At 33.3% G+C, this 23,072-nt stretch carries 23 protein-coding genes, 1 tRNA gene, 1 other RNA gene and 1 riboswitch; of the genes, 23 read left to right on the top strand and 2 right to left on the bottom strand.

The features are described 5' to 3' along the window. Positions 1 to 25: 25 nt before the first annotated feature. The 5 genes from ribD to BQ4446_RS04655 are packed head-to-tail and all read left to right on the top strand — an operon-like array spanning position 26 to position 4,141. Positions 26 to 1,135: a bifunctional diaminohydroxyphosphoribosylaminopyrimidine deaminase/5-amino-6-(5-phosphoribosylamino)uracil reductase RibD gene (gene ribD, locus BQ4446_RS04635; protein ID WP_071027043.1), complete on the top strand. Its 1,110-nt coding sequence runs from the start codon at positions 26 to 28 to the stop codon at positions 1,133 to 1,135. Then, on the top strand, positions 1,128 to 1,781 hold the full coding sequence (locus BQ4446_RS04640; protein WP_083329037.1) for a riboflavin synthase: 654 nt from the start codon (positions 1,128 to 1,130) through the stop codon (positions 1,779 to 1,781). Before ribD ends, BQ4446_RS04640 begins: the two co-directional genes overlap by 8 nt. 10 nt (positions 1,782 to 1,791) lie before the next feature. Further along, positions 1,792 to 2,997, top strand: a complete 1,206-nt coding sequence (locus tag BQ4446_RS04645; protein ID WP_071028317.1) for a bifunctional 3,4-dihydroxy-2-butanone-4-phosphate synthase/GTP cyclohydrolase II — start codon at positions 1,792 to 1,794, stop codon at positions 2,995 to 2,997. A gap of 32 nt (positions 2,998 to 3,029) precedes the next feature. After that, positions 3,030 to 3,491: a 6,7-dimethyl-8-ribityllumazine synthase gene (gene ribH, locus BQ4446_RS04650; RefSeq protein ID WP_071027045.1), complete on the top strand. Its 462-nt coding sequence runs from the start codon at positions 3,030 to 3,032 to the stop codon at positions 3,489 to 3,491. Beyond that, entirely contained in the window at positions 3,488 to 4,141 is a 654-nt protein-coding gene (locus BQ4446_RS04655) for an HAD family hydrolase (protein WP_071027047.1), read from the top strand. Before ribH ends, BQ4446_RS04655 begins: the two co-directional genes overlap by 4 nt. Before the next feature lie 124 nt (positions 4,142 to 4,265). On the opposite strand, the gene BQ4446_RS04660 is transcribed toward BQ4446_RS04655, so the two are convergent. Next, a tRNA-Thr gene (locus tag BQ4446_RS04660) sits at positions 4,266 to 4,341 on the bottom strand. A gap of 127 nt (positions 4,342 to 4,468) precedes the next feature. Between BQ4446_RS04660 and BQ4446_RS04665 the strand changes: the two genes are divergently transcribed. The 17 genes from BQ4446_RS04665 to BQ4446_RS04745 all read left to right on the top strand — a co-directional run bounded on the left by BQ4446_RS04665 (position 4,469) and on the right by BQ4446_RS04745 (position 20,008). Further along, the gene (locus BQ4446_RS04665) at positions 4,469 to 5,440 is read left to right on the top strand and encodes a PhoH family protein (RefSeq protein WP_071027049.1); all 972 of its coding nucleotides are present in this window, start codon (positions 4,469 to 4,471) and stop codon (positions 5,438 to 5,440) included. Continuing rightward, positions 5,437 to 5,880 carry an rRNA maturation RNase YbeY gene (gene ybeY / locus BQ4446_RS04670; RefSeq protein ID WP_071027051.1) on the top strand — a complete coding sequence of 148 codons (444 nt, stop codon included), beginning with the start codon at positions 5,437 to 5,439 and terminating at the stop codon, positions 5,878 to 5,880. Before BQ4446_RS04665 ends, ybeY begins: the two co-directional genes overlap by 4 nt. Positions 5,881 to 5,884: 4 nt before the next feature. After that, a complete protein-coding gene (locus BQ4446_RS04675) occupies positions 5,885 to 6,592 on the top strand; it encodes a diacylglycerol kinase (protein ID WP_071027053.1) in 708 nt (235 codons plus the stop codon). Positions 6,593 to 6,598: 6 nt separating this feature from the next. Then, positions 6,599 to 7,000: a cytidine deaminase gene (cdd, locus tag BQ4446_RS04680; protein ID WP_071027055.1), complete on the top strand. Its 402-nt coding sequence runs from the start codon at positions 6,599 to 6,601 to the stop codon at positions 6,998 to 7,000. Next, the gene (gene era / locus BQ4446_RS04685; protein WP_071027057.1) at positions 6,997 to 7,887 is read left to right on the top strand and encodes a GTPase Era; all 891 of its coding nucleotides are present in this window, start codon (positions 6,997 to 6,999) and stop codon (positions 7,885 to 7,887) included. The genes cdd and era overlap by 4 nt, the downstream gene beginning before the upstream one ends. After that, positions 7,874 to 8,566, top strand: coding sequence for a DNA repair protein RecO (gene recO, locus BQ4446_RS04690; protein WP_071027059.1), 693 nt, complete (start codon positions 7,874 to 7,876; stop codon positions 8,564 to 8,566). Before era ends, recO begins: the two co-directional genes overlap by 14 nt. A gap of 11 nt (positions 8,567 to 8,577) precedes the next feature. Further along, entirely contained in the window at positions 8,578 to 9,459 is an 882-nt protein-coding gene (locus BQ4446_RS04695; RefSeq protein ID WP_071027064.1) for a glycine--tRNA ligase subunit alpha, read from the top strand. Next, complete coding sequence (gene glyS, locus BQ4446_RS04700; protein ID WP_071027066.1) at positions 9,452 to 11,530, top strand: glycine--tRNA ligase subunit beta; 2,079 nt, start codon at positions 9,452 to 9,454, stop codon at positions 11,528 to 11,530. The genes BQ4446_RS04695 and glyS overlap by 8 nt, the downstream gene beginning before the upstream one ends. A gap of 14 nt (positions 11,531 to 11,544) precedes the next feature. Then, on the top strand, positions 11,545 to 12,174 hold the full coding sequence (locus tag BQ4446_RS04705) for a transcriptional regulator CcpN (protein ID WP_071027069.1): 630 nt from the start codon (positions 11,545 to 11,547) through the stop codon (positions 12,172 to 12,174). A gap of 9 nt (positions 12,175 to 12,183) precedes the next feature. Further along, on the top strand, positions 12,184 to 13,008 hold the full coding sequence (locus tag BQ4446_RS04710) for a pyruvate, water dikinase regulatory protein (protein ID WP_071027071.1): 825 nt from the start codon (positions 12,184 to 12,186) through the stop codon (positions 13,006 to 13,008). A gap of 2 nt (positions 13,009 to 13,010) precedes the next feature. Beyond that, positions 13,011 to 14,027, top strand: a complete 1,017-nt coding sequence (locus BQ4446_RS04715; protein ID WP_071027073.1) for a deoxyguanosinetriphosphate triphosphohydrolase — start codon at positions 13,011 to 13,013, stop codon at positions 14,025 to 14,027. Then, on the top strand, positions 14,024 to 15,817 hold the full coding sequence (gene dnaG / locus BQ4446_RS04720) for a DNA primase (RefSeq protein ID WP_071027075.1): 1,794 nt from the start codon (positions 14,024 to 14,026) through the stop codon (positions 15,815 to 15,817). The genes BQ4446_RS04715 and dnaG overlap by 4 nt, the downstream gene beginning before the upstream one ends. Next, positions 15,814 to 16,911 (top strand): RNA polymerase sigma factor RpoD, encoded by a 1,098-nt coding sequence (gene rpoD / locus BQ4446_RS04725; protein ID WP_071027077.1) that lies wholly within the window; start codon positions 15,814 to 15,816, stop codon positions 16,909 to 16,911. Before dnaG ends, rpoD begins: the two co-directional genes overlap by 4 nt. Beyond that, on the top strand, positions 16,908 to 17,600 hold the full coding sequence (locus BQ4446_RS04730) for a tRNA (adenine(22)-N(1))-methyltransferase (RefSeq protein ID WP_071027079.1): 693 nt from the start codon (positions 16,908 to 16,910) through the stop codon (positions 17,598 to 17,600). The genes rpoD and BQ4446_RS04730 overlap by 4 nt, the downstream gene beginning before the upstream one ends. Beyond that, positions 17,584 to 18,357, top strand: coding sequence for a Nif3-like dinuclear metal center hexameric protein (locus BQ4446_RS04735; RefSeq protein WP_071027081.1), 774 nt, complete (start codon positions 17,584 to 17,586; stop codon positions 18,355 to 18,357). Before BQ4446_RS04730 ends, BQ4446_RS04735 begins: the two co-directional genes overlap by 17 nt. Positions 18,358 to 18,397: 40 nt before the next feature. Then, positions 18,398 to 18,725: RNase P RNA component class A (rnpB, locus tag BQ4446_RS04740), an RNA gene on the top strand. A gap of 125 nt (positions 18,726 to 18,850) precedes the next feature. Beyond that, positions 18,851 to 20,008 carry a C40 family peptidase gene (locus tag BQ4446_RS04745; RefSeq protein ID WP_071027083.1) on the top strand — a complete coding sequence of 386 codons (1,158 nt, stop codon included), beginning with the start codon at positions 18,851 to 18,853 and terminating at the stop codon, positions 20,006 to 20,008. 533 nt (positions 20,009 to 20,541) lie between these two features. On the opposite strand, the gene BQ4446_RS04750 is transcribed toward BQ4446_RS04745, so the two are convergent. Further along, positions 20,542 to 21,813, bottom strand: a complete 1,272-nt coding sequence (locus BQ4446_RS04750; protein WP_071027085.1) for a bifunctional folylpolyglutamate synthase/dihydrofolate synthase — start codon at positions 21,811 to 21,813, stop codon at positions 20,542 to 20,544. Positions 21,814 to 21,859: 46 nt separating this feature from the next. Then, a riboswitch (THF riboswitch) is annotated at positions 21,860 to 21,952 on the top strand. Positions 21,953 to 21,988: 36 nt separating this feature from the next. Here BQ4446_RS04750 and BQ4446_RS04755 point away from each other — a divergent pair. Then, positions 21,989 to 22,495 carry a folate family ECF transporter S component gene (locus tag BQ4446_RS04755; protein ID WP_071027086.1) on the top strand — a complete coding sequence of 169 codons (507 nt, stop codon included), beginning with the start codon at positions 21,989 to 21,991 and terminating at the stop codon, positions 22,493 to 22,495. Positions 22,496 to 23,072: the final 577 nt, after the last annotated feature.

The following is a 23,072-nucleotide window of genomic DNA, read 5'->3' on the forward strand; positions in this document are numbered from 1 at the left end:
TGGGCTTATTTTTTTAGGAGTTTTTATGTTAGATTTTTATGACTACAGTTTTTATATGGAAAGATGCCTTGAACTTGCAAAAAAAGGAAGGGGATTTACAAAGACCAATCCCATGGTGGGATGCGTTATTGTAAAGGATGATCAAATAATTGCAGAGGGCTACCACAAAAAATTCGGAGGACTTCATGCAGAAAGAGATGCCATAAATAATGCTAAGGAGCCTTTGGAAGGGGCAGAACTTTATGTAAGTCTTGAACCCTGCTGCCATTTTGGCAAACAGCCTCCCTGCACGCAGGCAATAATTGATGCAAAAATTTCAAAAGTAATCATTGGGGCAGGTGATCCCAATCCAAAAGTTGCCGGCAAGGGCATAAAAATTCTGGAAGATGCTGGGATTGAAGTTGTGGAAGGGATTTTAGAAGAAGAGTCCATAAAATTAAATAAGATTTTTTTCCATAATTTAAAATACAAAAGGCCTTATGTAACTTTAAAAGCTGCTATGTCCATTGACGGGAAAATCGCTGCCTCATCTGGCGAAAGTCAGTGGATTTCCAGTGAAAGATCGAGGGAATATGCCCACAAATTAAGGGGAGTAAATGACGGTATAATGGTTGGAATTGGAACTGTTCTTGCAGACAATCCATCTCTAAATGTAAGAATTGAAGGGGGATACATAAATCCAACAAAAATTGTTGTTGACAGCCGTCTAAGAATTCCTGAAGATGCAAAACTTTTCTCCTCCTCAGAGGCACAAACTATAATCTACACTTCAGAAGACTATGATAGGGAAAAATTCAAAAGACTTTCTGAAAGGGAAAATGTAAAAATAATTGTGGGCAGAAAAGAAGGAGAAAGCCTAAACTTAAAATATTTATTAGAAAAACTTTTAGGTGAAGACATAGGAAATATTTTGCTTGAAGGTGGCCCTGGCCTAAGTTACTCCATGCTTAAGGAAGATTTAATTGATGAATTAATATTTTTTATGGCTCCAAAATTAATTGGTGGTCAAAAATTTTCAGTCATTGGCGGAGAGGGATTTGAAACCCTAACTTCACTTAAAAATGTTTATAATATGACTTTTGAAAAAATTGGGCCAGACCTAATGGTTCAAGGCTATTTGAGAAAGGGTGATTAATATTTTTACTGGAATTATTGAAGAAGTTGGGAAAATTGCTTCCATTTCAAAAGAAAAAAATATTTATAAGATAAAAGTTTCTTGTAAGGCTGTTTTGGAAAAAACAAAAGTTGGTGATTCTATTGCCACTAATGGTGTCTGCTTAACTGTAACAGACTTTGGCGAAGATTTTTATGAAGCAGATTTAATGAAGGAAACTTTAAATGCCTCATCTTTTAAAAGTGCAAAGGCCGGAGATTTAGTTAATCTTGAAAGAGCGATGACTCTTGATAAAAGACTTGACGGCCATATTGTTCAGGGCCATATTGATAGCCTCGGAACTATTAAGGAAATTACTAATGCCAATAATTTTGTAGAATATAAAATAAAGGCTGATACTGAAACTTTAAAGCAAATGGTCTATAAGGGTTCTGTTGCCCTTGACGGTATAAGTCTTACAATTTCTGAAGTATCAAGGGATTATTTTAAGGTTTCCATAATTCCCACCACCATAAAAAGTACAAATTTATGGGAAAGAAAAATGGGGGATCCAATAAATATTGAAACGGACATTATTGGTAAATACATCTATAAATTTTTTAATGACAAAAATTCTAAGGATCCAAAAATAAATATGAATTTTTTAAGAGAAAATGGTTTTTATTAAGGAGGACAAAGTGAAGATAAATACTATTGAAGAAGTAACTGAAGCCTTAAAAAATGGAGAAATTATTATTGTGACAGACAATCCAAATCGTGAAAATGAAGGGGATATGATTTGTGCGGCTCAGTTTGCAAGCGGTGAAAATATTAATATGATGGCATCCCATGCCAAGGGACTAATTTGTATGCCCATTAGCAGCGAAATTGCTGGAAGACTTGAATTAAATCAAATGGTTACTGAAAATACTGACAACCATTCAACGGCCTTTACAGTTTCTGTTGACCATGTGGATACAACAACAGGAATTTCAGCCTTTGAAAGATCTTTGACTGCAAAAAAACTTGTAGATGAAAATTCAAAAGCTGAAGATTTTAGAAGACCAGGTCATATGTTTCCGCTTGTTGCAAGAGAAGGCGGCGTTTTTGTAAGAGGAGGCCATACAGAGGCAACAGTTGACCTTTTAAGGATTGCAGGTCTAAAAGAAGCGGGACTTTGCTGCGAAATTATGGCCGATGACGGACAAATGATGAGGGGCATGGAAATTTTTGACCTTGCAAAAAAATTAAATTTTAAAATCACAACTGTTGACGAATTAATTAGATATAGAAAAAGACATGAAAAAATTGTCAGGGATGTGGCACAGGCAAAACTTCCAACTGAATTTGGAGATTTTACGGCCCATGCCTTTGTAAATACAATTAATGGTGAACATCATATCGCCCTTGTGAAGGGAGAAATTGGTGATGGAAAAAATTTGCTTACAAGAGTTCACTCTGAATGTTTGACAGGAGATGCCTTCCATTCAAGAAGATGCGACTGTGGAGATCAGTTGCAAAAAGCCATGATGCAAATAGAAAAAGAAGGAAGAGGGATTCTTTTATACATGAGGCAAGAGGGAAGGGGAATCGGTCTTGTAAATAAAATTAAAGCCTACGCCCTTCAAGACTCAGGGCTTGACACAGTTGAAGCAAATCTTGCCCTTGGCCTTCCTGAGGATGCTAGAGATTATTCAGTTGGGGCACAAATTTTAAAGGAACTGGGCGCAAAGGAACTTAGACTTTTAACAAATAATCCTGACAAAATTTATTCTCTTAAAACTTTTGGTATGGTTATAAAGGAAAGAGTTTCGATTGAAATAAAGTCAACAAAAGATGATGAATTTTACTTAAAGACCAAGGCGGAAAAGATGAACCACCTTTTGGCAGAATTTATTAAATAAGAAAAAATTATATAGAATATTTGGAGGTAATTATGAAAATTTATAGTGCAAATTTATATTCAGAAGGAGCAAAATACGCAATTGTTGTAGGAAGATTTAACGAATTTATAGGTTCAAAACTTTTGTCAGGTGCCATTGATGCTCTAACAAGACATGGAGTTAAGGACGAAGAAATTGAAGTAATTTGGGTGCCGGGAGCTTTTGAAATTCCAGTAACTGCAAAAAAACTTGCCCTTTCAAAAAAATATGATGCCGTAATTTGTCTTGGAGCTGTAATTAGGGGAGCGACTGCTCACTTTGAATATGTTGCAGGAGAAGTTTCAAAGGGTATTGCTCAAACATCATTAGAAACTGGAATACCTGTTATCTTTGGAGTTATAACAACAGAAAATCTTGAACAAGCCATTGAAAGAGCAGGAGTTAAGTCTGGCAACAAGGGCTATGATGCGGCGATAACAGCTATTGAAATGGTAAATTTATTTAAAGAAATATGATAGAAAATTTCAAGTCCATAATTTTTGACTTTGACGGCACTCTACACAAAACTTCTAAAATCTATACACCTGCCCTTGCAAAAGGCATAAAGTTTTTGCAAGATAAGGGCTATTTAAAAGATTTTGAACTTACAGATGATTATGCGTCAAAATTTTTAGGTTATTCTGCAAGAGATGCCTGGAAATTAATTGTACATGGTCTGCCAGAAGATTTAATCCAAAGTGCTATGAAAATTGTTGGATCAGCTATGGACGATAATTTAAAGGAGGGAAGGGGAGAACTTTATAAAAATTCCCAAAAAACTCTTGAAATTTTAAGGGGAAGAGGAAAAGATTTATATCTCCTTTCAAATGCTCGTGTAGAATATTTGGACATAGCAACGGAAGTCTATGATATAAAAAAATATTTTAAAAAAATTTACGCAGCTGAAAGTTTTGACTTCATTCCCAAAGATCAAATTATAGAAAAAATTCAAAAAGAAATGGAAAAAGAAATAATAGTTGTAGGAGATAGGTTTCATGACATTGAGGGAGCAGAGAAAAACTTTTTAAAATCAGCCTTTGCCCTTTATGGATATGGAAATGAAGATGAAGGAAAAAATGCTGATTACAAAATTTCGGATATAAGTGAATTATTAGAATTATTTTAAGATAATTTAGAGGAGGGCAGGGCTCTCCTCTTTTTTATTTTTAAGTGGGAGCTTTTTAATGCAATTTAGTTTATTAAAAAAATTCGCCCATATAAGAGCGAATTATAAGAAGTTAAAATGAAAATGGAGCTAACGGCGGGGATTGAACCCGCGACCTCTACATTACCAATGTAGTGCTCTACCGACTGAGCTACGATAGCACTTTTATAATTATAACCTATGATTTATTAATTTTCAATTTATATTTATGGTCTAATCTCATATTTAATATATTTATAGAAAATTAAAGCTTTTTATGGTAGAATTTAATTAATTAAGGAGGTTAATTTGGGTAAAATACAAAGATCTATTGAAATTAATAATTCTGACACTGAAGTTCTTTTATTTGGAAAATTAGATGAAAATATAAAAGAAATTGAAGAGTCTTTTAAAGTTGCAATTAATGATCGGGGTGGCAGTATTGTTATTTCAGGAGAAGAAGAAAATGTTGAAAAGACAGAAGCCTTAATCTACAATCTTTTAGAAGTTCTTAAAAAGCAAAAGTCAATTGACCTTGCCGATGTAAGATATTCAATTGAACTTATTAAAAAAAATGAATCCAGATCAATGACTGATTTATTAAATGACATTTTAGTTTATACAGCCATGGGCAAACCAATTAAGGCAAAAACTTTGGGCCAAAAGAGGTATATTGAAGCAATTTTTTCGAATGACATCTGCTTTGGCATAGGGCCAGCCGGAACGGGAAAGACATATCTTGCCATGGCGGCAGCAGTTCGTGCCTTTAAAGCTAAAGAAGTCAATAGAATAATTTTAACTAGGCCAGCAGTTGAAGCTGGTGAAAATTTAGGATTTTTGCCAGGAGATTTGCAAAATAAAGTTGATCCCTATTTAAGGCCTCTTTATGATGCACTTTTTGAAATTTTGGGAGCAGAAACTTATCAGTCCTATGTTGAAAAGGGGCTTATTGAAGTTGCACCCCTTGCCTATATGAGAGGCAGAACTTTAGACTCCGCTTTTGTAATTTTAGATGAAGCTCAAAACACAACAAACGAACAGATGAAGATGTTTTTAACAAGACTTGGATATGGTTCAAAATCAATAATTACAGGCGACATTACTCAAATAGACCTACCAAAGGGCAAGCAATCAGGTCTAAAAACTGTTTTAAAAATTTTAGATGGTGTTAAGGGAATTGGGATTTCTTATTTAAGCAAAAATGATATTGTAAGGCATCCGCTTGTTGCTAGAATTATTGCGGCCTATGATAAATATGAAAAGGAAAAATATAAAAAATGAAAATAGATTTTGACAATAGGCAGGATAAGCTTGAAATCACAAATGAAATGTATAAAATTGTTGAAAAATCTGTTGAAGCATCTTTAGGAGCCCTTGGAATTGAAAAAAAGGCCTATGTTTCCGTTTCCTTTGTAGATGGAGAGGAAATTAAAAATCTAAATAGGGATTTTAGGGGAGTTGACAGGGAAACTGACGTCCTTTCCTTTCCCATGGAAGAAGACTTTAATGACCAGCTTATCCTTGGTGATATTGTTATAAATATGGAAAGAGTTATTTCTCAAGCCAAAGAATTTGGTCATTCAGAAACAAGAGAGTTATCATATTTGACAGTTCATTCAACCCTTCATTTAATGGGTTATGATCATATAGAAGAAGAGGATAAAAAAATAATGAGGGCCAAGGAAAAAAAAATTATGGATATGCTTGGAATTTATAGGTGATAAATTGAAAAAGGGAAATTTTATATCTTCATTTAATTATGCCGTTCAAGGCATAGTTTCCGTTTTAAAAACTGAAAAAAATATGAAATTTCATTATCTTGCAGCCCTTGCTGTCATAATTTTGTCCCTATTTTTTAGGATCTCCTCAACGGAATTTATGCTAATGCTCTTTGCCATAGTTTTAGTTGTCTTTGCAGAAATGATGAATACTGCAATTGAAAGAACGGTAGATTTAGTTGTCCAAGATTATAATCCCATTGCCAAATATATAAAAGACGTTTCGGCTGGAGCAGTATTAATTACTGCCATAAATGCCATTGTCTGCGGGTATTTAATTTTCTTTTACAGATTTTCATCAGTGGGAGATCTTCTGCTCTTTAAAATTAAAAATGCAGATAATCATTTGGCCTTTGTGGCCTTGATTTTAGTTGTTATATTAACAATTGGCGGCAAATTTCTCTTGGCAAAAAGAAATGGCGGTACATATTTTCAGGGAGGGGCAATTAGCGGTCACAGCGGAATTGCCTTTTGTGGAGCAACAATAATAAGTATGGTTTCTGAAAATTCTTTAATTACTGTTGCTTCTTTTGGTCTTGCCCTTCTTGTTGCTGAGGCAAGGGTTGAAGGTGGAATCCACAAAAAAAGCGAAGTTATTGCCGGGGCCATTGTGGGAATATGCGTGGCAATTTTTGTTTTTAAGGTTATAGGTTAGGTGAATATGAAAATAGAAGAATTAATAGAAAGGGCTCTTTACGCAAGGGACAATATGACCTACACTCCCTATTCAAAATATAAGGTGGGAGCCTGCGTTGAAATGGAAGATGGGTCAGTTTATAGTGGAGGCAATATAGAAATTGCATCCTATTCTCCAACAAATTGTGCAGAAAGAACTGCAATTTTTAAGGCAGTAAGTGAGGGAAAGAGAAAGATTAAAAGGATAGCCGTAGTTGGAGATTCTTTTTACACTTTTCCCTGCGGAGTATGCAGGCAAGTTATAAGAGAATTTTCAAAAAATCCAGAAATTATTATTGCAAATACAAAGGAAGATTATAAAATTTACACTTTAGAAGACCTTCTTCCTCATTCCTTTGGGCCGGAAGATTTGGAGGGAGAAAAATGACCTTTAAATCAGGATATGTTTCAGTGGTTGGTAGACCCAATGTAGGCAAGTCAACTCTTTTAAATACCATAATTGGTCAAAAGATTTCAGGAGTTTCAAATAAGGCTCAAACAACAAGGGAAAAAATTTCCTTTATCTATACAGATGACGAAGGGCAGATAATTTTTTTAGACACTCCAGGCATCCAAAAGCCTAAAAACAAATTGGGAACTTATATGAAAAATGTTTCTCTAGAATCTCTAAATGAAGCAGATTTAGTAACTTATATTGTGGACACTTCAAAATCCATAGGAAAACTTGACAGACTAATAATTGATAAGCTAAAAGAATTAAAGGGAAAGAAAATTATTCTCTTAATCAATAAAATAGACGAGATAAAAAAAGAAGAAATTTTAGGACTTATAGAAACTTATAACAATGAAGGAATTTTTGCAGAGATAATTCCAATTTCAGCTGCAAAAAATGATGGCATTGATGAATATCTTAAAGTTTTAAAAGAAAATCTTCCGGAAGGACCCATGTATTATGATGAGGAAATGATAACTGACAAGAGCGAAAAATTTCTTGCAGGAGAAATAATTAGGGAAAAGGCCCTTAGGTTTTTAAAGGAAGAAGTGCCCCATGGTATTGCAGTTACAATTAATAAATTCAAGAAAAGAGAAAATAAGGACATTTATGATATTGAGGCCAGCATATATATAGAAAGAATGTCCCAAAAGTCCATAATTATTGGCAAAGACGGGTCCATGATAAAAAAAATAGGCACCTATGCCAGAGAAGATATTGAAAATATGTTAGAAACGAAAGTTAATTTAAAAATTTGGGTCAAGGTTGAAAAAAACTGGCGTAATAATGACCTTAAGGTAAAAAACTTTGGATATAAATAACGATTTTACTGAAGGTATAGTTATTAATGAATTTAAACATGGAGAGTCTTCAAAGATTTTAAGTATCTTGACAAAGAAATATGGAAAGATTTCAGTTATGGGGAAGGGGGCCTATGCTCAGGGATCGTCTTTAATTTCTTTAACTCAGCTTTTCACAGAAGGTCTATATCTTTTTAAGAAGGGTCAAACTTTTTATTATATAAAATCAGGGAGATTGCTTTCATCTAATTATAATATAAGACAGTCTTTTAAAAATTTAGTCTATGCTTCTTTAATTCTTGAGATTGTTGATAAGTCAACACTAGAGCATTATAATTTAGAAAAAATTTATGGACTTTTGTCAAAGGCTTTAAATGTTTTTAATAAAAGCCAAGATCCGGGAGGAAAAGCCCTAGCCTTTATTATAAAATATATGACTTTTATGGGTTATATGCCAAGGCTTGTGGTCTATGGATCATCTTATTTTTCTCCGCAAATAGGAGTTACTGATAAGAATTTGGGCGAAGGCAATAAACTTTTGTCCCAAGATATTTACTACCTTAAAAATTTATTATATACTTCTTTAGATAAAGATATTAATTATGATGATAAAAGGAAGAAATATTTACTTTTACTATTCATTAAATATATAAGATATAATTTAGAAATTAGTGATTTTAATTCACTTAATTTTTTGTAACAGGAGGAATTATGTATTTCCAGGATTTAATATTTAATTTACAAAAATATTGGAAAGAAAAAGGATGCATTATTATGCAACCCTATGATGTTGAAAAGGGAGCGGGAACAATGAATCCCCAAACTTTTTTAAGGTCACTTGGACCTGAAGAATGGAAAGTTTGCTATGTTGAACCTTCAAGAAGACCGGCAGACGGCCGTTATGGAGAAAATCCTAATAGACTTTATCAGCATCATCAAATGCAAGTTATTTTAAAACCATCACCTGAAAATGTTCAGGAACTTTATTTGGATTCACTTTTTGCCATTGGCATTGATCCAAAAAAGCATGACATAAGATTTGTTGAAGATAATTGGGAATCACCAACTCTTGGAGCATGGGGTCTTGGATGGGAAGTTTGGCTTGACGGCATGGAAATTACTCAGTTCACATATTTTCAACAAGTGGGCGGAGTAAATCTTGATCTTGAATCGGCAGAGCTTACCTATGGTCTTGAAAGAATTGCCATGTATTTACAAAATGTTAATTCAGTTTACGATATTATGTATAATGAAAAAATCACTTATGGAGATGTCTTTAAAGTTTTTGAATATGAACATTCAAAATATGCATTTGAAGAAGCAGATGTAAAAATGCTTAGAAATTTATTTGATGTCTACGAAAAGGAAGCAAATAGAATAATTGAAGATGGCACAATTATTGATGCCTATGATTATACCTTAAAATGTTCTCACACCTTTAATCTTTTAGATGCAAGGGGAGCGATTTCTGTTTCCGAAAGGACAACTTTTATTGCAAGAGTAAGAGCCTTGGCAAGACTTGTTGCTGAAAGTTATTTAAAGCAAAGAGAAGAAATGGGCTATCCACTATTAAAAGGAGGCAAAAATGAATAGATATCTTTTAGAAATTGGCGTTGAAGAGCTGCCTTCAAGATTTGTTGACCTTGCTATAAATCAGCTTAAGGAAAAGGCTGAAAAGGCCTTGAAAGAAAATGATTTAAAATTTGATGATACAGAAGTCTATGCAACTCCTAGAAGGCTTGCCCTCTATATAAATAATTTAGCTGACAGACAAGAAGATATTTCAAAAGAAGTTAGAGGACCGCAAATTAAAATTGCCTTTGACCAAGATGGAAATCCCACAAAACCTCTTTTAGGCTTTATGTCATCTCAAAATATTTCTCTTGACCAAATAGAAAAAAGAGAAGTAAAGGGAAACCTATATGCCTTTGCAAAAATTGAAAAGAAGGGTCTTGAAGCTAGAGAGCTTTTAAAGTCTTTAATCCCTCAAGTTATAAGAGATATAAACCTTCCTAGAAATATGAAATGGGGAGGCAAAAATTTAAGGTTTCCAAGACCAATTAGGTGGGCTGTATCACTTTTTAATGACGAAATTGTAGAATTTCCCTTTGAAGGGATTCCTGTTTCAAATATAACAAAGGGCCATAGATTTTTAGGATCAGACCATATAGAAATACCGAGTGTGGATTCCTACGAAAAACTTTTAGAAGAAAATTACGTAATCTTAAATCAAAAGAAAAGGGAAGAAATAATAAAAGTTGAATCTAAAAAAATTGCTAGGTCCTTGGGCGGAGAAATTAAGGAAAATAAAAAATTATTAGAAGAGCTTGTCTATATAGTTGAATATCCAACTCCCCTAAAGGGAAATATTAAAGAAGAATTTTTAATCCTTCCCAAAGAAGTTATTACAACAACTATGATAGATCATTTGCGTTATACACCAATTTACAATTCAAAGGGAGAACTTCTTCCATATTTTATAACTATAAGAAATGGAAATAAGGATTATGAAGATATAGTAATAGAAGGTAATGAAAAAGTTTTAGGTGCAAGACTTTCAGATGCAAAATTTTTCTATGAAGATGACACATCAAAACCACTAGAATCTTATGTCCCTGCTCTTGAAGGAGTAAACTTTGCGGCTAAACTTGGAAATATGAGCCAAAAGTCAAAACGTAATGAACTCTTGGCCCTTAAAATAGGAAAGTCCCTTGAAGTTGCAGAAGAAGCCTTAAATGCCTTAAAGAGAACAGCTTATCTTTCAAAAGCAGACCTTACAACAAAAATGGTAACAGAATTTACAGAACTTCAAGGAGTTATGGGTTCTATTTATGCAGGTCTTTCAGGCGAAAAAGATATAGTTAAAACTGCAATTTTTGAACAATATCTTCCAAGGCATGCAGGCGATGAACTTCCAAAGACAACAGTTGGATCAATTTATTCAATTGCCGACAAAATGGACACAATTGCAGGTCTGTTTGCCATTGATCTAGTGCCAACAGGTTCTCAAGATCCCTTTGCTCTAAGAAGAGGAGCCATAGGAATTATAAATATAATTAAGGAAAATAACTGGGAAATTTCTCTTGAAGATATAATTTCATCATCCCTTTACAATTATGTAGATACTATGAATTTAACCTTTGATTATATAATGGTAATGAATAGCATTTTAGAATTTTTCAAGGGCAGAATGAAAACAATGCTTGAAGAAGAAAATATAAGATACGATGTAATTGATTCCTTAATTTCAGAAAATGATCTTATCCATATAATATTTAAAAAGGCAAAATCCATTGACAAGTGGTTTAAGGATGGAGATAGGTCAAAATTCACAGAATCCTTTACAAGAATAAACAATTTAACTTCAAAGGAAGAAGAATTTGCAAATATTAATCCTGAAATTTTTAAGGAAGATGCAGAAAGAAATCTCTTTAACAAATTTGAAGAAATAAAGGAAGAATTAGAAAATCTTTATAGTGAAAATAAATTTTCAGCATACATGGACAAATTATTAGGTCTATGTCCCTATATAGATGAATTTTTTGAAAAAGTTATGGTTATGGACAAGGACGAAAAAATTAAGGCTAACAGATTAGCCCTTATAAATGAAGTCCAAGGAGCTCAAAGAAAAATCCTTGATATTAGCAAAATTGTCCTTGACTAGAAAGTAGGGATAGTTTGAATTTAAGTAAAAGACAGTCTGAAATTATAGAACTCGTAAAAGCCAACCAGCCAACTACTGGTGATGAAATTGCAGAAAAAATTGGAGTTTCAAGGGCAACAATTAGGCCAGACCTTGCGGTTTTAACTATGCTTTCAATTTTAGGTGCAAGACCAAATGTCGGCTATTTTTACAAGGGAGCTTCCGAAATTTCTCTTGTAAAAGATAGGATTGCCAATTTAAAGGTGGAGGATTATATGTCCTTCCCCTTTGTAATGGATGAAAAATCTTCAGTCTATGATGTTATAGTAGGTCTATTTTTGGAAGATGTATCTTCAGTTTTTATAACTAATAATGGAAGGCTAACAGGCGTCGTTTCTAGGAAAGATTTAATTAGAACAACAATTGGCGGCATGGATTTAAACAAAACTCCCATTAGCCTTGTTATGACAAGAATGCCCAATATAGTAACAATAGGGCCGGAAGATTCAGTTTTTGAAGGTGCAAGACTTATAGAAGAGAGAGGAATTGACGGTCTTCCTGTTGTTGAAACAGAAGAAAATGGTGATATAACAGTAGTTGGTAGATTTACAAAAACTAATGTCAATAGAATTTTTGTAGAATTTTGTAAGGGTGAAATAATTTAAGGAGAATATATGTCAGATAAAGATACTTTAGTAATATATGTAATTTCAGATTCTGTTGGCGAAACAGGTGAACTTATTGCCAAGGCAAGTGCCAGACAATTTGAATCTGAAAACTATGAAATAAGAAGATATCCCTACCACAATAGCATTGATCAAATTAGCCCACTTTTGGAAGAGGCAGCAAAATTAAAAAATGCTTTAATTGTATATACAAATGTTGTTTTGGAAACAAGAAAATTTATAGAGGATATGTCAGAAAAATTAAAACTTCATACAGTTGATGTTATGGGTGAGCCTATGGCAGAAATTGAAGATATTTTAGGCTATCCGCCCCTAAGAGAGCCTGGACTTATTAGAAGACTTGACGATAATTATTTTAAAAAAGTTCAGGCCATAGAATTTGCTGTAAAATATGATGATGGAAAAGATCCAAGAGGGGCAAAAAAAGCAGATATTTGCCTAGTGGGAATTTCTAGAACTTCAAAAACTCCCTTATCTATGTATCTTGCCAACAAACTTTTTAGGGTTGCAAATATTCCTCTTGTGCCGGAAGTTCCTGTTCCAAAGGAAGTCTATGAAAAGGATGTAAATAGGGTAATAGGATTAATTGCAAATCCCCAAAAATTAATTTCCATAAGAGAAGAAAGATTAAAATCTCTTGGGCTTTCAAGTGGAGCAAAGTATGCAAATATAGATAGAATTAAAGAAGAACTTGACTATTCAAAACAAGTTATGGAAGATTTGGGCTGCTTTGTTATTGATGTTTCAAATAAGGCTATTGAAGAAACGGCTGAAATAATAATAGAAAGACTTAATAAATTAGATTTGAGGTAATTATGAATCCTAGAGAAAGATTTGAAGAAGAAGAATATAAATTTTTACAAACTTATGCCTGCCATGTAAAAGAGTCTAAGGGAAGAAAAGCAAAAGAAGAAAAATGTAATATTAGGACGGACTTTCAAAGAGATAGGGATAGGATTATTCATTCAAAATCTTTTAGAAGGTTAAAACATAAAACTCAAGTTTTCATTGCTCCTGAAGGCGACCACTATAGGACAAGGCTTACTCACACATTAGAGGTATGTCAAATTGCAAGGACAATCGCCAGAGCCTTAAAATTAAATGAAGATTTAACAGAAGCCATTTCACTTGGCCACGATATAGGACACACACCCTTTGGTCACAATGGCGAGTCCGTTTTAGATGAATTAAATCCCAAGGGTTTTAAACACTATGAGCAGTCCCTAAGAGTTATAGATTTACTTGAAACAAGCGAAAAGAGAAGGGGATTAAATTTAACTTTTGAAGTTAGAGACGGGATTTTAAACCATCAAGGAACAAATGAAGCCCAAACCCTAGAGGGGAAAATTGTAAAATTTGCTGATAGGATTGCCTATATAAATCATGATATTGATGATGCAATAAGGGCGGGAATAATTACAATAGATGATTTGCCAAAGGATTTAACTGAAATCTTAGGTTCTTCACATTCGAAGAGGATTAATACAATGATAACTTCCATTGTAAATAAATCTTTGGACAAGGGAATTGTGGAAATGGAGGATGAAATCTATAAGGCAACAATGAATCTTAGGGAATTTATGTTTCAAAATGTCTATTTTAATAAAATTGTAAAAAGTGAAAATGATAAGATTAGAATTCTTCTCGCCCAGCTTTTTAAATATTATTTGAAAAATTTTGACAAAATCCCAAGTTTACATTTAGATATTTATAAGGGCATAGAAACAACAAAAGAAGATATAATAACTGATTATATAGCAGGAATGACAGATAACTTCGCCATTAATCAATGGAAAGAAATTTTTATTCCTAAGGGCTGGTCAATTATATGAGTTTTTTAATTGATGATGTACTTCTTGAGGAGATTAGAGATAGGGCAGAAATCTATGAATTTATTTCAGGATATGTGGATTTAAAAAGATCAGGTTCCAATTACATGGGACTTTGCCCCTTTCATAGCGAAAAAACTCCGTCCTTTTCAGTTTCTCCATCCAAGGGGATTTTTAAGTGTTTTGGATGCGGCGAAGGGGGAGATGTAATAACTTTTGCCATGAAAAGAGAAAATCTTTCCTTTACAGAAGCCATTAAGTTTTTAGCAGAAAAATATAATATTGAACTAAAAAAATCAAAATCTTCCATTAATAGAGAAGAGGAAGAAAAGAAAAAAAGATTTTTTGAGATAAATAAAGAAGCGGCAAGACTTTTTTTTGCAAATTTAAGGGAGTCCAAGGCTCCTTTATTTTATTTGCAAAAGAGGGGTCTTAGCCAAAAAACTATACTTAAATATGGCCTTGGTTTTGCAAAAGATTCATGGGATGATTTAAAAAATCATCTTTTAAATAAGGGATATAAGGAAGAAGATTTAATTGAATTAAATTTGCTTTCATCTTCCAAGAGCAAAAGCTATGACAGATTTAGAAATAGAATTATTTTTCCAATAATTAATGCAAAAGGAGAAGTAATTGCCTTTGGTGGAAGAGTTATGGATGATAGCAAACCCAAATATTTAAATTCATCAGAAACGCCAATTTTTCACAAGGGGTCAAATCTTTTTAATTTAAATATAATCTCAAAGGAGGGAAAGAGGGATAAAATTCTTCTCGTTGAGGGATATATGGATGTTATTTCTCTTTACAATAGTGGTATAAATTATAGTGTAGCAAGCCTTGGAACATCATTAACAGAAAATCAGGCGAAAATAATTAAAAGGTACGCAAAAGAGGTATATATATGTTATGATGGAGATCTTGCAGGTATAAATGCCACAAATAGAGCTATTGATATTTTCTTATCTGTGGGCATAAGCCCTGGGATTGTCAGCCTTCCAGAAGGTCTTGATCCCGATGAATATATAAAAAAATATGGAAAAATTTCCTTTGAAGGTCAGCTTAAAAGTGCTCATTCATATTTGGAATATAGAATTTCAAATTTAAGAGAAAAATATAATTTAAAAGAAGCCAAAGGCCTAAGTGATTTTACCATTGCTGCTGCCAAAATTTTAACAGCCATTAAAAACCCAATAGAAAAGGATGTCTATGTCAAAAAATTTGCCAGCAAATATAAGGTTGATGAAAATGTCTTGAATAATTATATAGGTTATTTAAAGAAAAATACCTACAAAAAAGAAGGGACTAAAGTTCAAAAACCAAAGAAAGTATTAAATATAAAAAGTGGCAAGCTTCTGGCAGAGTTGGGACTTATTTCCTATAGCCTAAAGGATGAAGAAACCTATGCCTATATAAAAGAAAGATTAGATATTATAAGTTTTTCAAATATGGCAGCAAGGATAATATTTGAAGAGCTTGATAATTACTACAAAAATAAAATGTCAAAAGAAGACTTTTTCCAAGGTCTAATAAAAAAAGACCTAGTTACAAGAGAATTTATAAATAATATAGCTTCTATGGAAATTAGTGACTATGAAGATAAAAAAATTATTTCTGAATATCTTACGACTCTTGAAAGGGCAAATTTAATAAGGGACAAGGAAAATATTCTTGATTCAATAGAAAAAATAGCTGGAACAAAATCTTCTGATAAAAATACTTTAAAGGAGCTTATAAATAAATTGCAAGAAATAAATCTTAAGTTATCAGATTTAAATGAGGGGGGACAAAAATGAGTGAGGAAATAGATAAGACAAAAGAGTCAATGGACAATGTAATTGATTCTTTAAAAAAGAGCGGCAAAAAAAAGGGCAATCTCACTTATGACGAAATTTCTTATGCCTTAGATGAATATCCTATGGAAAGTGATGAAATAGATTCTATTTATAAATATTTGGAAAAATCAGGAATAGAACTTTTAAATGACGATGAAAAGGAATCAATTGATGATAAGGAAGAAATAGACCCGTCTAAAGAAGATTTATCTGTACCGAAGGGCATAAATGTTGATGACCCGGTTAGGATGTATTTAAAAGAAATTGGTAAAATCCCCCTATTAACGGGCAATGAAGAGGTGGAAATTGCCAAGAGAATGGAAAAAGGAGATAAGGCAGCAAAAAAAGAACTTGCTGAGGCAAATTTAAGACTTGTTGTTTCCATAGCAAAGAGATATGTTGGAAGAGGCATGAGTTTTTTAGACCTTATCCAAGAGGGGAATCTTGGTCTTATGAAAGCCGTTGAAAAATTTGACTATACAAAGGGATTTAAATTTTCAACCTACGCCACTTGGTGGATAAGACAGGCCATAACAAGAGCCATTGCTGACCAAGCAAGAACAATTAGAATTCCCGTTCATATGGTTGAAACAATTAATAAACTTGTCAGAGTTCAAAGACAGCTTGTTCAGGAACTGGGCCGTGATCCTATGCCAGAAGAAATTGCCAAGGAAATGAATTTAGATGTGGAAAAGGTTAGGGAAATCCAAAAAATTGCCCAAGAACCAGTGTCACTTGAAACGCCAATTGGGGAAGAAGAAGATTCTCATTTAGGAGATTTTATCCCTGATGATGAAATTTTATCACCTCAAGATGCGGCAACTTTCACTCTTTTAAAGGAACAATTATCTTATGTTTTAGAAACATTAACTGAAAGAGAAAAGAAAGTTTTGACCCTAAGATTTGGGTTAGATGATGGAAGGGCAAGAACTTTGGAAGAAGTAGGAAAGGAATTTGACGTTACAAGAGAGAGAATAAGACAGATTGAAGCCAAGGCCTTAAGGAAACTTCGCCATCCTTCAAGAAGTAAAAAATTAAAGGATTTTTTGGAATGATAAATTTATCAAAAAGACTAAGGGCTTTAGCAGATTTTTGTGATGAAAATAAAATAATTGCAGATATAGGCACAGATCATGGATTTGTGCCAAATTTTCTATATGAGGAAAAAAATACAAAAAAAATCTATGCTGTTGACATTTCAAAAAGCTGCCTTCAAAAATCTATGGATTTTACAAAGTTAAGAGCAAATGAAAGAGGAATTGATCATATTATTTCAGATGGTCTAAAAAATGTGCCTCCTGCTGATAACATAATAATTGCTGGCATGGGAGGAGTTTTAATTACCAGGATTTTAGAAAGAAATATGGAAAAAGCAAGAGCAGCAGAAAAACTTATATTGCAGCCAATGCAGCAAGCAGATTTTTTGAGGAAATTTTTATATGACAAGGCTTTTGAAATTTTAGATGAAAAAATTATCTATGAAGACAAAAAGTACTTTCAAATAATTGTAGGAAGATTTACAGGTAAAATTACTACCTATGAAAAAGAGGATTTAATTGTCCCAAAAATTTTAAGGGAAAGGAAAGACAAAAGTCTTATAGATTTTTTAGAAGATAAAATAGGACAAAATAATTTTATCCTTCATCATATGGACAAGAAAAGTCTAAGGGCAAAAGAGAGAATAGAAGATTTAGAAAGAGAAAATAAAAAATTTAAGGAGTTAGTTTATGAAATATCAAAATAAGGATATTATTGAATATATGGACAATTGGGCAAAAAAAGAATATGCCCTGTCTTGGGACAACTGCGGCAAGCAGGTTTATTTTGAAAGAGAAAATAAGGGCCTTTTACTTGCCTTAGATGTAACAGACGAAGTTATAAAAAGCTCAGAAGACCTTGGTTATAATTTAATAATAAGCCACCACCCCCTTTTATTTACTGGAACAAAAAATATAATTGAAGGCACCTATTTAGGCGACAATTTAATAAAATTAATTGAAGAAAAGATATCAGTTTATAGTGCCCACACAAATTTAGACATAGCAAGAGAAGGAGTAAATTATGCCCTAGCTGACTTTTTGAAATTAAAAAATTTAAAGCCCCTTGCCATAGATGAAGAAAAGGAAATCGGCCTTGTTGGCGAACTGGAAAGCCCAAAAGACATAAGGGAAATAATAAAAGAATTTGAAGAAAAATTAAATATCAGGGGCATAAGATGCTACGGCAGGCGAGAAAAAGTTAAAAAAATTTCCCTTTGCGGCGGTGCAGGATCAGATTATTTTAACAAGGCCTTGGAAAATGAATCTGACCTATTCTTAACAGGTGATGTAAAATATCATGAAGGCCAAAGAGCCTATGAAAATAAAATTTTAATGCTGGATATTGGCCACTTCGGTTCAGAAAAATTAATTTTACCGAGAATAAAAGAAAAACTGTTAAAAGAATTTCCAGACCTTAAAATTGAAATATTTAATAGATCAAGTTTTTTATTAGACTATTAAAAGCTTGAATAAAATTAAAAAGCTTGCTAAAATAAATTTATAAGTAAGTTGGTCAACTGCACCAGGTGTGAGGAAAGTCTGCGCTCCATAGAGCAAGAATGCTTGCTAACGGCAAGTGGGGGCGACCCTAAGGCTAGTGCAACAGAAATATACCGCCAAAATTTGGTAAGGGTGGAAAGGCGAGGTAAGAGCTCACCGGATTATTAGTGATAATAATGCCATGTAAACCCCATTCGGAGCAAGACCGCAAAGGAAAAAGAGATGCTGCTCGTATCTCCCGGTTGGTAGGTCGCTAGAAACTCTTGGCGACAGGGGTTCAAGATAGATAGTTGACAAAACAGAACGCAGCTTATAGACTTACTTATATTTATAAAAAAAGAAAGTTACAAGATTGTTAAAAAAATTTTAACTATTTTGTAACTTTTTGTTGCTTTTTTGTAATCTTTTTGCTATACTATAAAAGAATTAATTTCAGATATAGGAGTTGTTAATTTTGTGGTCTATAAAAAATAAGTTGCCAATGGGGCTTATAGCTCTTTGTGCAGTGTCTATAGTAAGTTTAAAGGACACAGGAATATTTATAAATGAACATATACAAAAAACCTATAGTGGAAATCAAGTTTCCTTTGCTATTGGCGAAGAAGTAAATGTCATTGAAAAGACAAAAGATTCTTATATAGTTAAGAAAGGTAAGGCAAAACTTACTATTCCTCAAAGTAAAATATTATTAACAGAAGTTAATGTACCAACATATAAAGTAATAAAGCAAGGACCTATTAAAAAAGATGGAGCAGTGCTTAGAAATCTTTTTATAGGCGAATATGCAGTTGAAGTTCAAAATAATAAAGATTCAGTCGTTATCAGATGCAATGATGGCACAGTAGGCACAGTTTCAAAGGATTCCATTGAAAAGATAGCTTCAACAAGAGAAAATGAAACAAAAGTTAAAGTTAAAGCAAATACAAAAGCCAAAAATGATAAAGAAGTATTAGACTTAAAGGCAGGAGAAAGTGTTAACGTTGTTGATTTTAACAATGGCGATTTTATTATTAAAGATGACAATGGCAAAAAATACAATCTTCCAGCAGAAAAATTAGCTATTGAAACTGGCAAAAAAGTAGAAAAGACAGAAGAAAAAGATAGCGAAGAAAATTCCTTAAGCCTAATAAAAGTAATGGATGAAGATTCAAAAGAAATCGAAAAGATTGCAAAATCTAAGGCAAAAATAAAAGCTGAAAAAGAAATGACTTATGCACCTCAAGATTTAAGTAACGCTTCAGAAACAGTAAATAGGATTATATCTTCTGCATATTCAAAAATGGGCACTACATATGTTTATGGGGCCACAGGAGATGGCGGTTATGACTGCAGCGGATTTGTCTATGCAATTTACAAGAATGAAATGGGCATATCAATTCCAAGATCATCAAGCGAACAGGCAAATGCTGGCAGACCCATAGAAAAATTAGAACTTAGGGAAGGCGACCTTGTATTTTTCAATACAAGCGGATCTGGAGTTAGCCATGTAGGGATTTATATTGGCGGCGGCGAATTTATTCACGCATCTTCAGGAGCTGGAAAAGTTGTTATAAGTTCCTTAAGCGAAGATTATTATGCTGAAAGATACTTAAGCGCAGCAAGAGTATTATAGAGTATTATAATGAAGAGAAATTAAAGACCTTTAAGGTCTTTTTTTTTATGTATAGGTAAAACAAGTAGGACTTTCCTGCTAAAATTCTGGGTACTGTAGCCTTGCTTGTGCTCGTAGAGTACGGACTATCCCCATTTAATAAAACATGCAGGGCTGTCCTTAAGGAGCGAGAGCGACTGTAGGGCTGTCCTGCTTAAAATAAAAAATGTGAAGAAAATAAAAAAATAAAACTAAAACTAAAACAAGGAGGACAGCCTTACGCCCATTCGCTTGCAGTCGAATCATTCCAATCGTGCTTCCTTTTAGTAGCACTCTTGGGGATTCTTTGCATGATCCAGACCTAACTTGGTGAGCATAGCGAGTCTTAGTAGGTCTGATGCAACCAATTGTTCAAATCTTTGATTTGAATGCAATTGTCTGCTGTCCCTGCCACAATTCGGCCTTCGCTTTGCTTGGCTTCATTGGGCTAGGGCTGCAAAAGACAGCCCTCCTAAGATAAAAATAATAAAATAAAAGAAGAATAGCAACAATGGCTATTCTTCCAAAACAAATTTTCTAATTTCCTTAATAAGATAAAAAGAGCCGCACCACAAAATTAAATCCTCATCTCCAGCAAGTTCAAGGCTTTTTTCAAAGGCTTTTTTCACATCAAGGTCTTCATAAATTTCACTATCATCACCAGAAAATGTCTCAAAAATATCCACCAAATCTGATATTTCACTTTTCCTAAATGAATCAATTTCCGTAAGCACAATTTTTTTAGAAATCCTTACCATTTTCTCAATAATATTTTCTCTGTCCTTGTCCCTTAAAATTGAAAAACCTAAAATCAAATTTCTATAAGAAAATTTTTTAAGATTTTCCAAAAGGGCATCTATGGCCTCCATATTATGGGCCCCGTCAATTAAAATTAAGGGCTTCCTAGAAATAATTTCAAGCCTACCGGTATTTTTTGCCCTTTCAATTCCGGATTTTATTTTTTCATCATCAAGTTTATAATATTTTTTAAGATAATCTAGGACCAATAGAGCAAGGGATGCATTATAGGCTTGGTGGTTACCAATTAAACTTGTTTTTACATTTTTAAAGCCCATAAAATCAAAAGAATTTCCCCAAATGCCAGATGACAAATTTTTAACATCACTCATTTCAAAAGTTACAAGATTAGAATTTTTTTCCTGGCAAATGGCAACCAGTTCATTAAAGGCTTCATCCCTTTGGGGATAGGAAAAGGAAGGAACCCCGTCCTTTATAATTCCGCCCTTATTCCAAGCAATTTCCTTTAAACTTTTGCCTAAAATATTTATATGGTCATAGGAAATTGGCGTAAAAATTGCCGCCAAGGGCTTTTTCATAACATTTGTGGCATCAAAACGGCCGCCAAGGCCAACCTCAATAATTGCTAAGGAAACTTTTTTCTTGTAAAAATAAAGAAAGGCACAGGCAACTTGAATTTCAAAACCTGTAACATATTTTTCCTCCTTATCAAGCCTATTAACGAGGGGATGAATTTCTCTTAAAATCTTTTCATAATCCTCATCTGAAATTTTTTCCTCATTAATTTCAATACATTCATTAATATTGGAAATAAAGGGGGAGGTGAAAGCTCCCACCCTATAAGAATTTTCAGCCATGGCATATTTTAAAAAACTTACAACAGATCCCTTGGCATTAGTTCCCGTAACGTGCAGAGTCTTTATCTTATCCTGCGGCCTATCCAAAAGCTCAAGCAAAAGAGAAATATTTTCAGTTGAAAAATCTACCATAGGAGTTTCTCTATTTAAAAGCCAATCTATTTCATTCATAATTTTACCTCTTTACCTTTTATATATATTCAATTATAATGGAAATGACAGAGTAGGTAAAGAGCGTCAAGTGCCGGGAAATGGGTTGTTGTTCCCGGACGAAAGCAAAGTCTTATGATTCTTTATTGCGGCCGCTGTTTAGCTCTCTCTTAATTTTAAGAAAGGAGCTTTTTTTATGGAAAGACAAGTCATTAATACAAAAGTGCTTGTTAGGGCTTCATTTTTATGTGCCCTTTCAGTAGTGTTGACAAGATTTTTATCAGTAATGCTTACAGCAAATTTAAGAGTAGGATTAGGCTGGATGCCCCTAATTTTATCGGGCACCTTATTTGGCCCCTTAGTTGGCGGGCTTTGTGGTCTTGTTACTGATCTTGTTGGTGTTGCCATAAATCCCATGGGGACAATCCACCTAGGTTTTACCCTTTCATCAATATTAACAGGATTAATTCCTGGCCTTTGCTCGTATTTTTTAAAGGGCAAAAAAGATGAAACAGTAATCACATTTTCAGTCATTTTGGTAGCAATATTTGTGCATGCAATTTTAAACACAATTTGGCTAACACAGCTTTATGGCGATGGATTTTTAGTAATTCTCCCACCAAGAATTTTAAAAATCGGTATAGAATCAATTGCAGTTATAGTAACAGGCATAGTTTTGTCAAAAGTATTAAAAAAACTATAAAAGAGGAGAAAGGCTCAGCAAAAACTGAGCTTTTTTTGATTTTTACAAAAATTAAAAATGTCTGGGACTGGAGGGCTGCCCCTTGAGAACTGTACCCATAAAAAACTTGCAGGGCTGTCCTTTAGGGCTGTCCTGCTTAAAATAAAAGAAGAAAAGAAAAAAGAAAAACTAAAACAAGGAGGACAGCCTTACGTAAATTTCGCTATGCTCAATTTACTTGCAGTCGAATCTTTCCAATCGTGCTTCCTTTCAGTCGCACTCTTGGGGATTCTTTGCGTGAGTCCTGCCACAATTCAGCCTTCGCTCCGCTTGGCTTCATTGGGCTAGGGCTGCAAAAGACAGCCCTCCTTAAAAAATAAAAGAGGGACAGTCCCCATCTAACAAAAACATAGCTTTTTTGATTTTTACAAAAATGAATTGCTTTAAATTTAAAAAAAGTCTATAATTTTTTTAATATATTTTTTATTTAGCCATAAAAACTCTCGAAATACTTGATAATTATAAGTTGGCTTTGCTATAATATTTATTTATAAAATATATGTGTAAAAAAAATAAAAAAATATTAAAAATGCAATTA

The organism is Peptoniphilus raoultii, from assembly GCF_900099555.1.
Classification (GTDB): Bacteria; Bacillota; Clostridia; order Tissierellales; family Peptoniphilaceae; genus Peptoniphilus_A; species Peptoniphilus_A raoultii.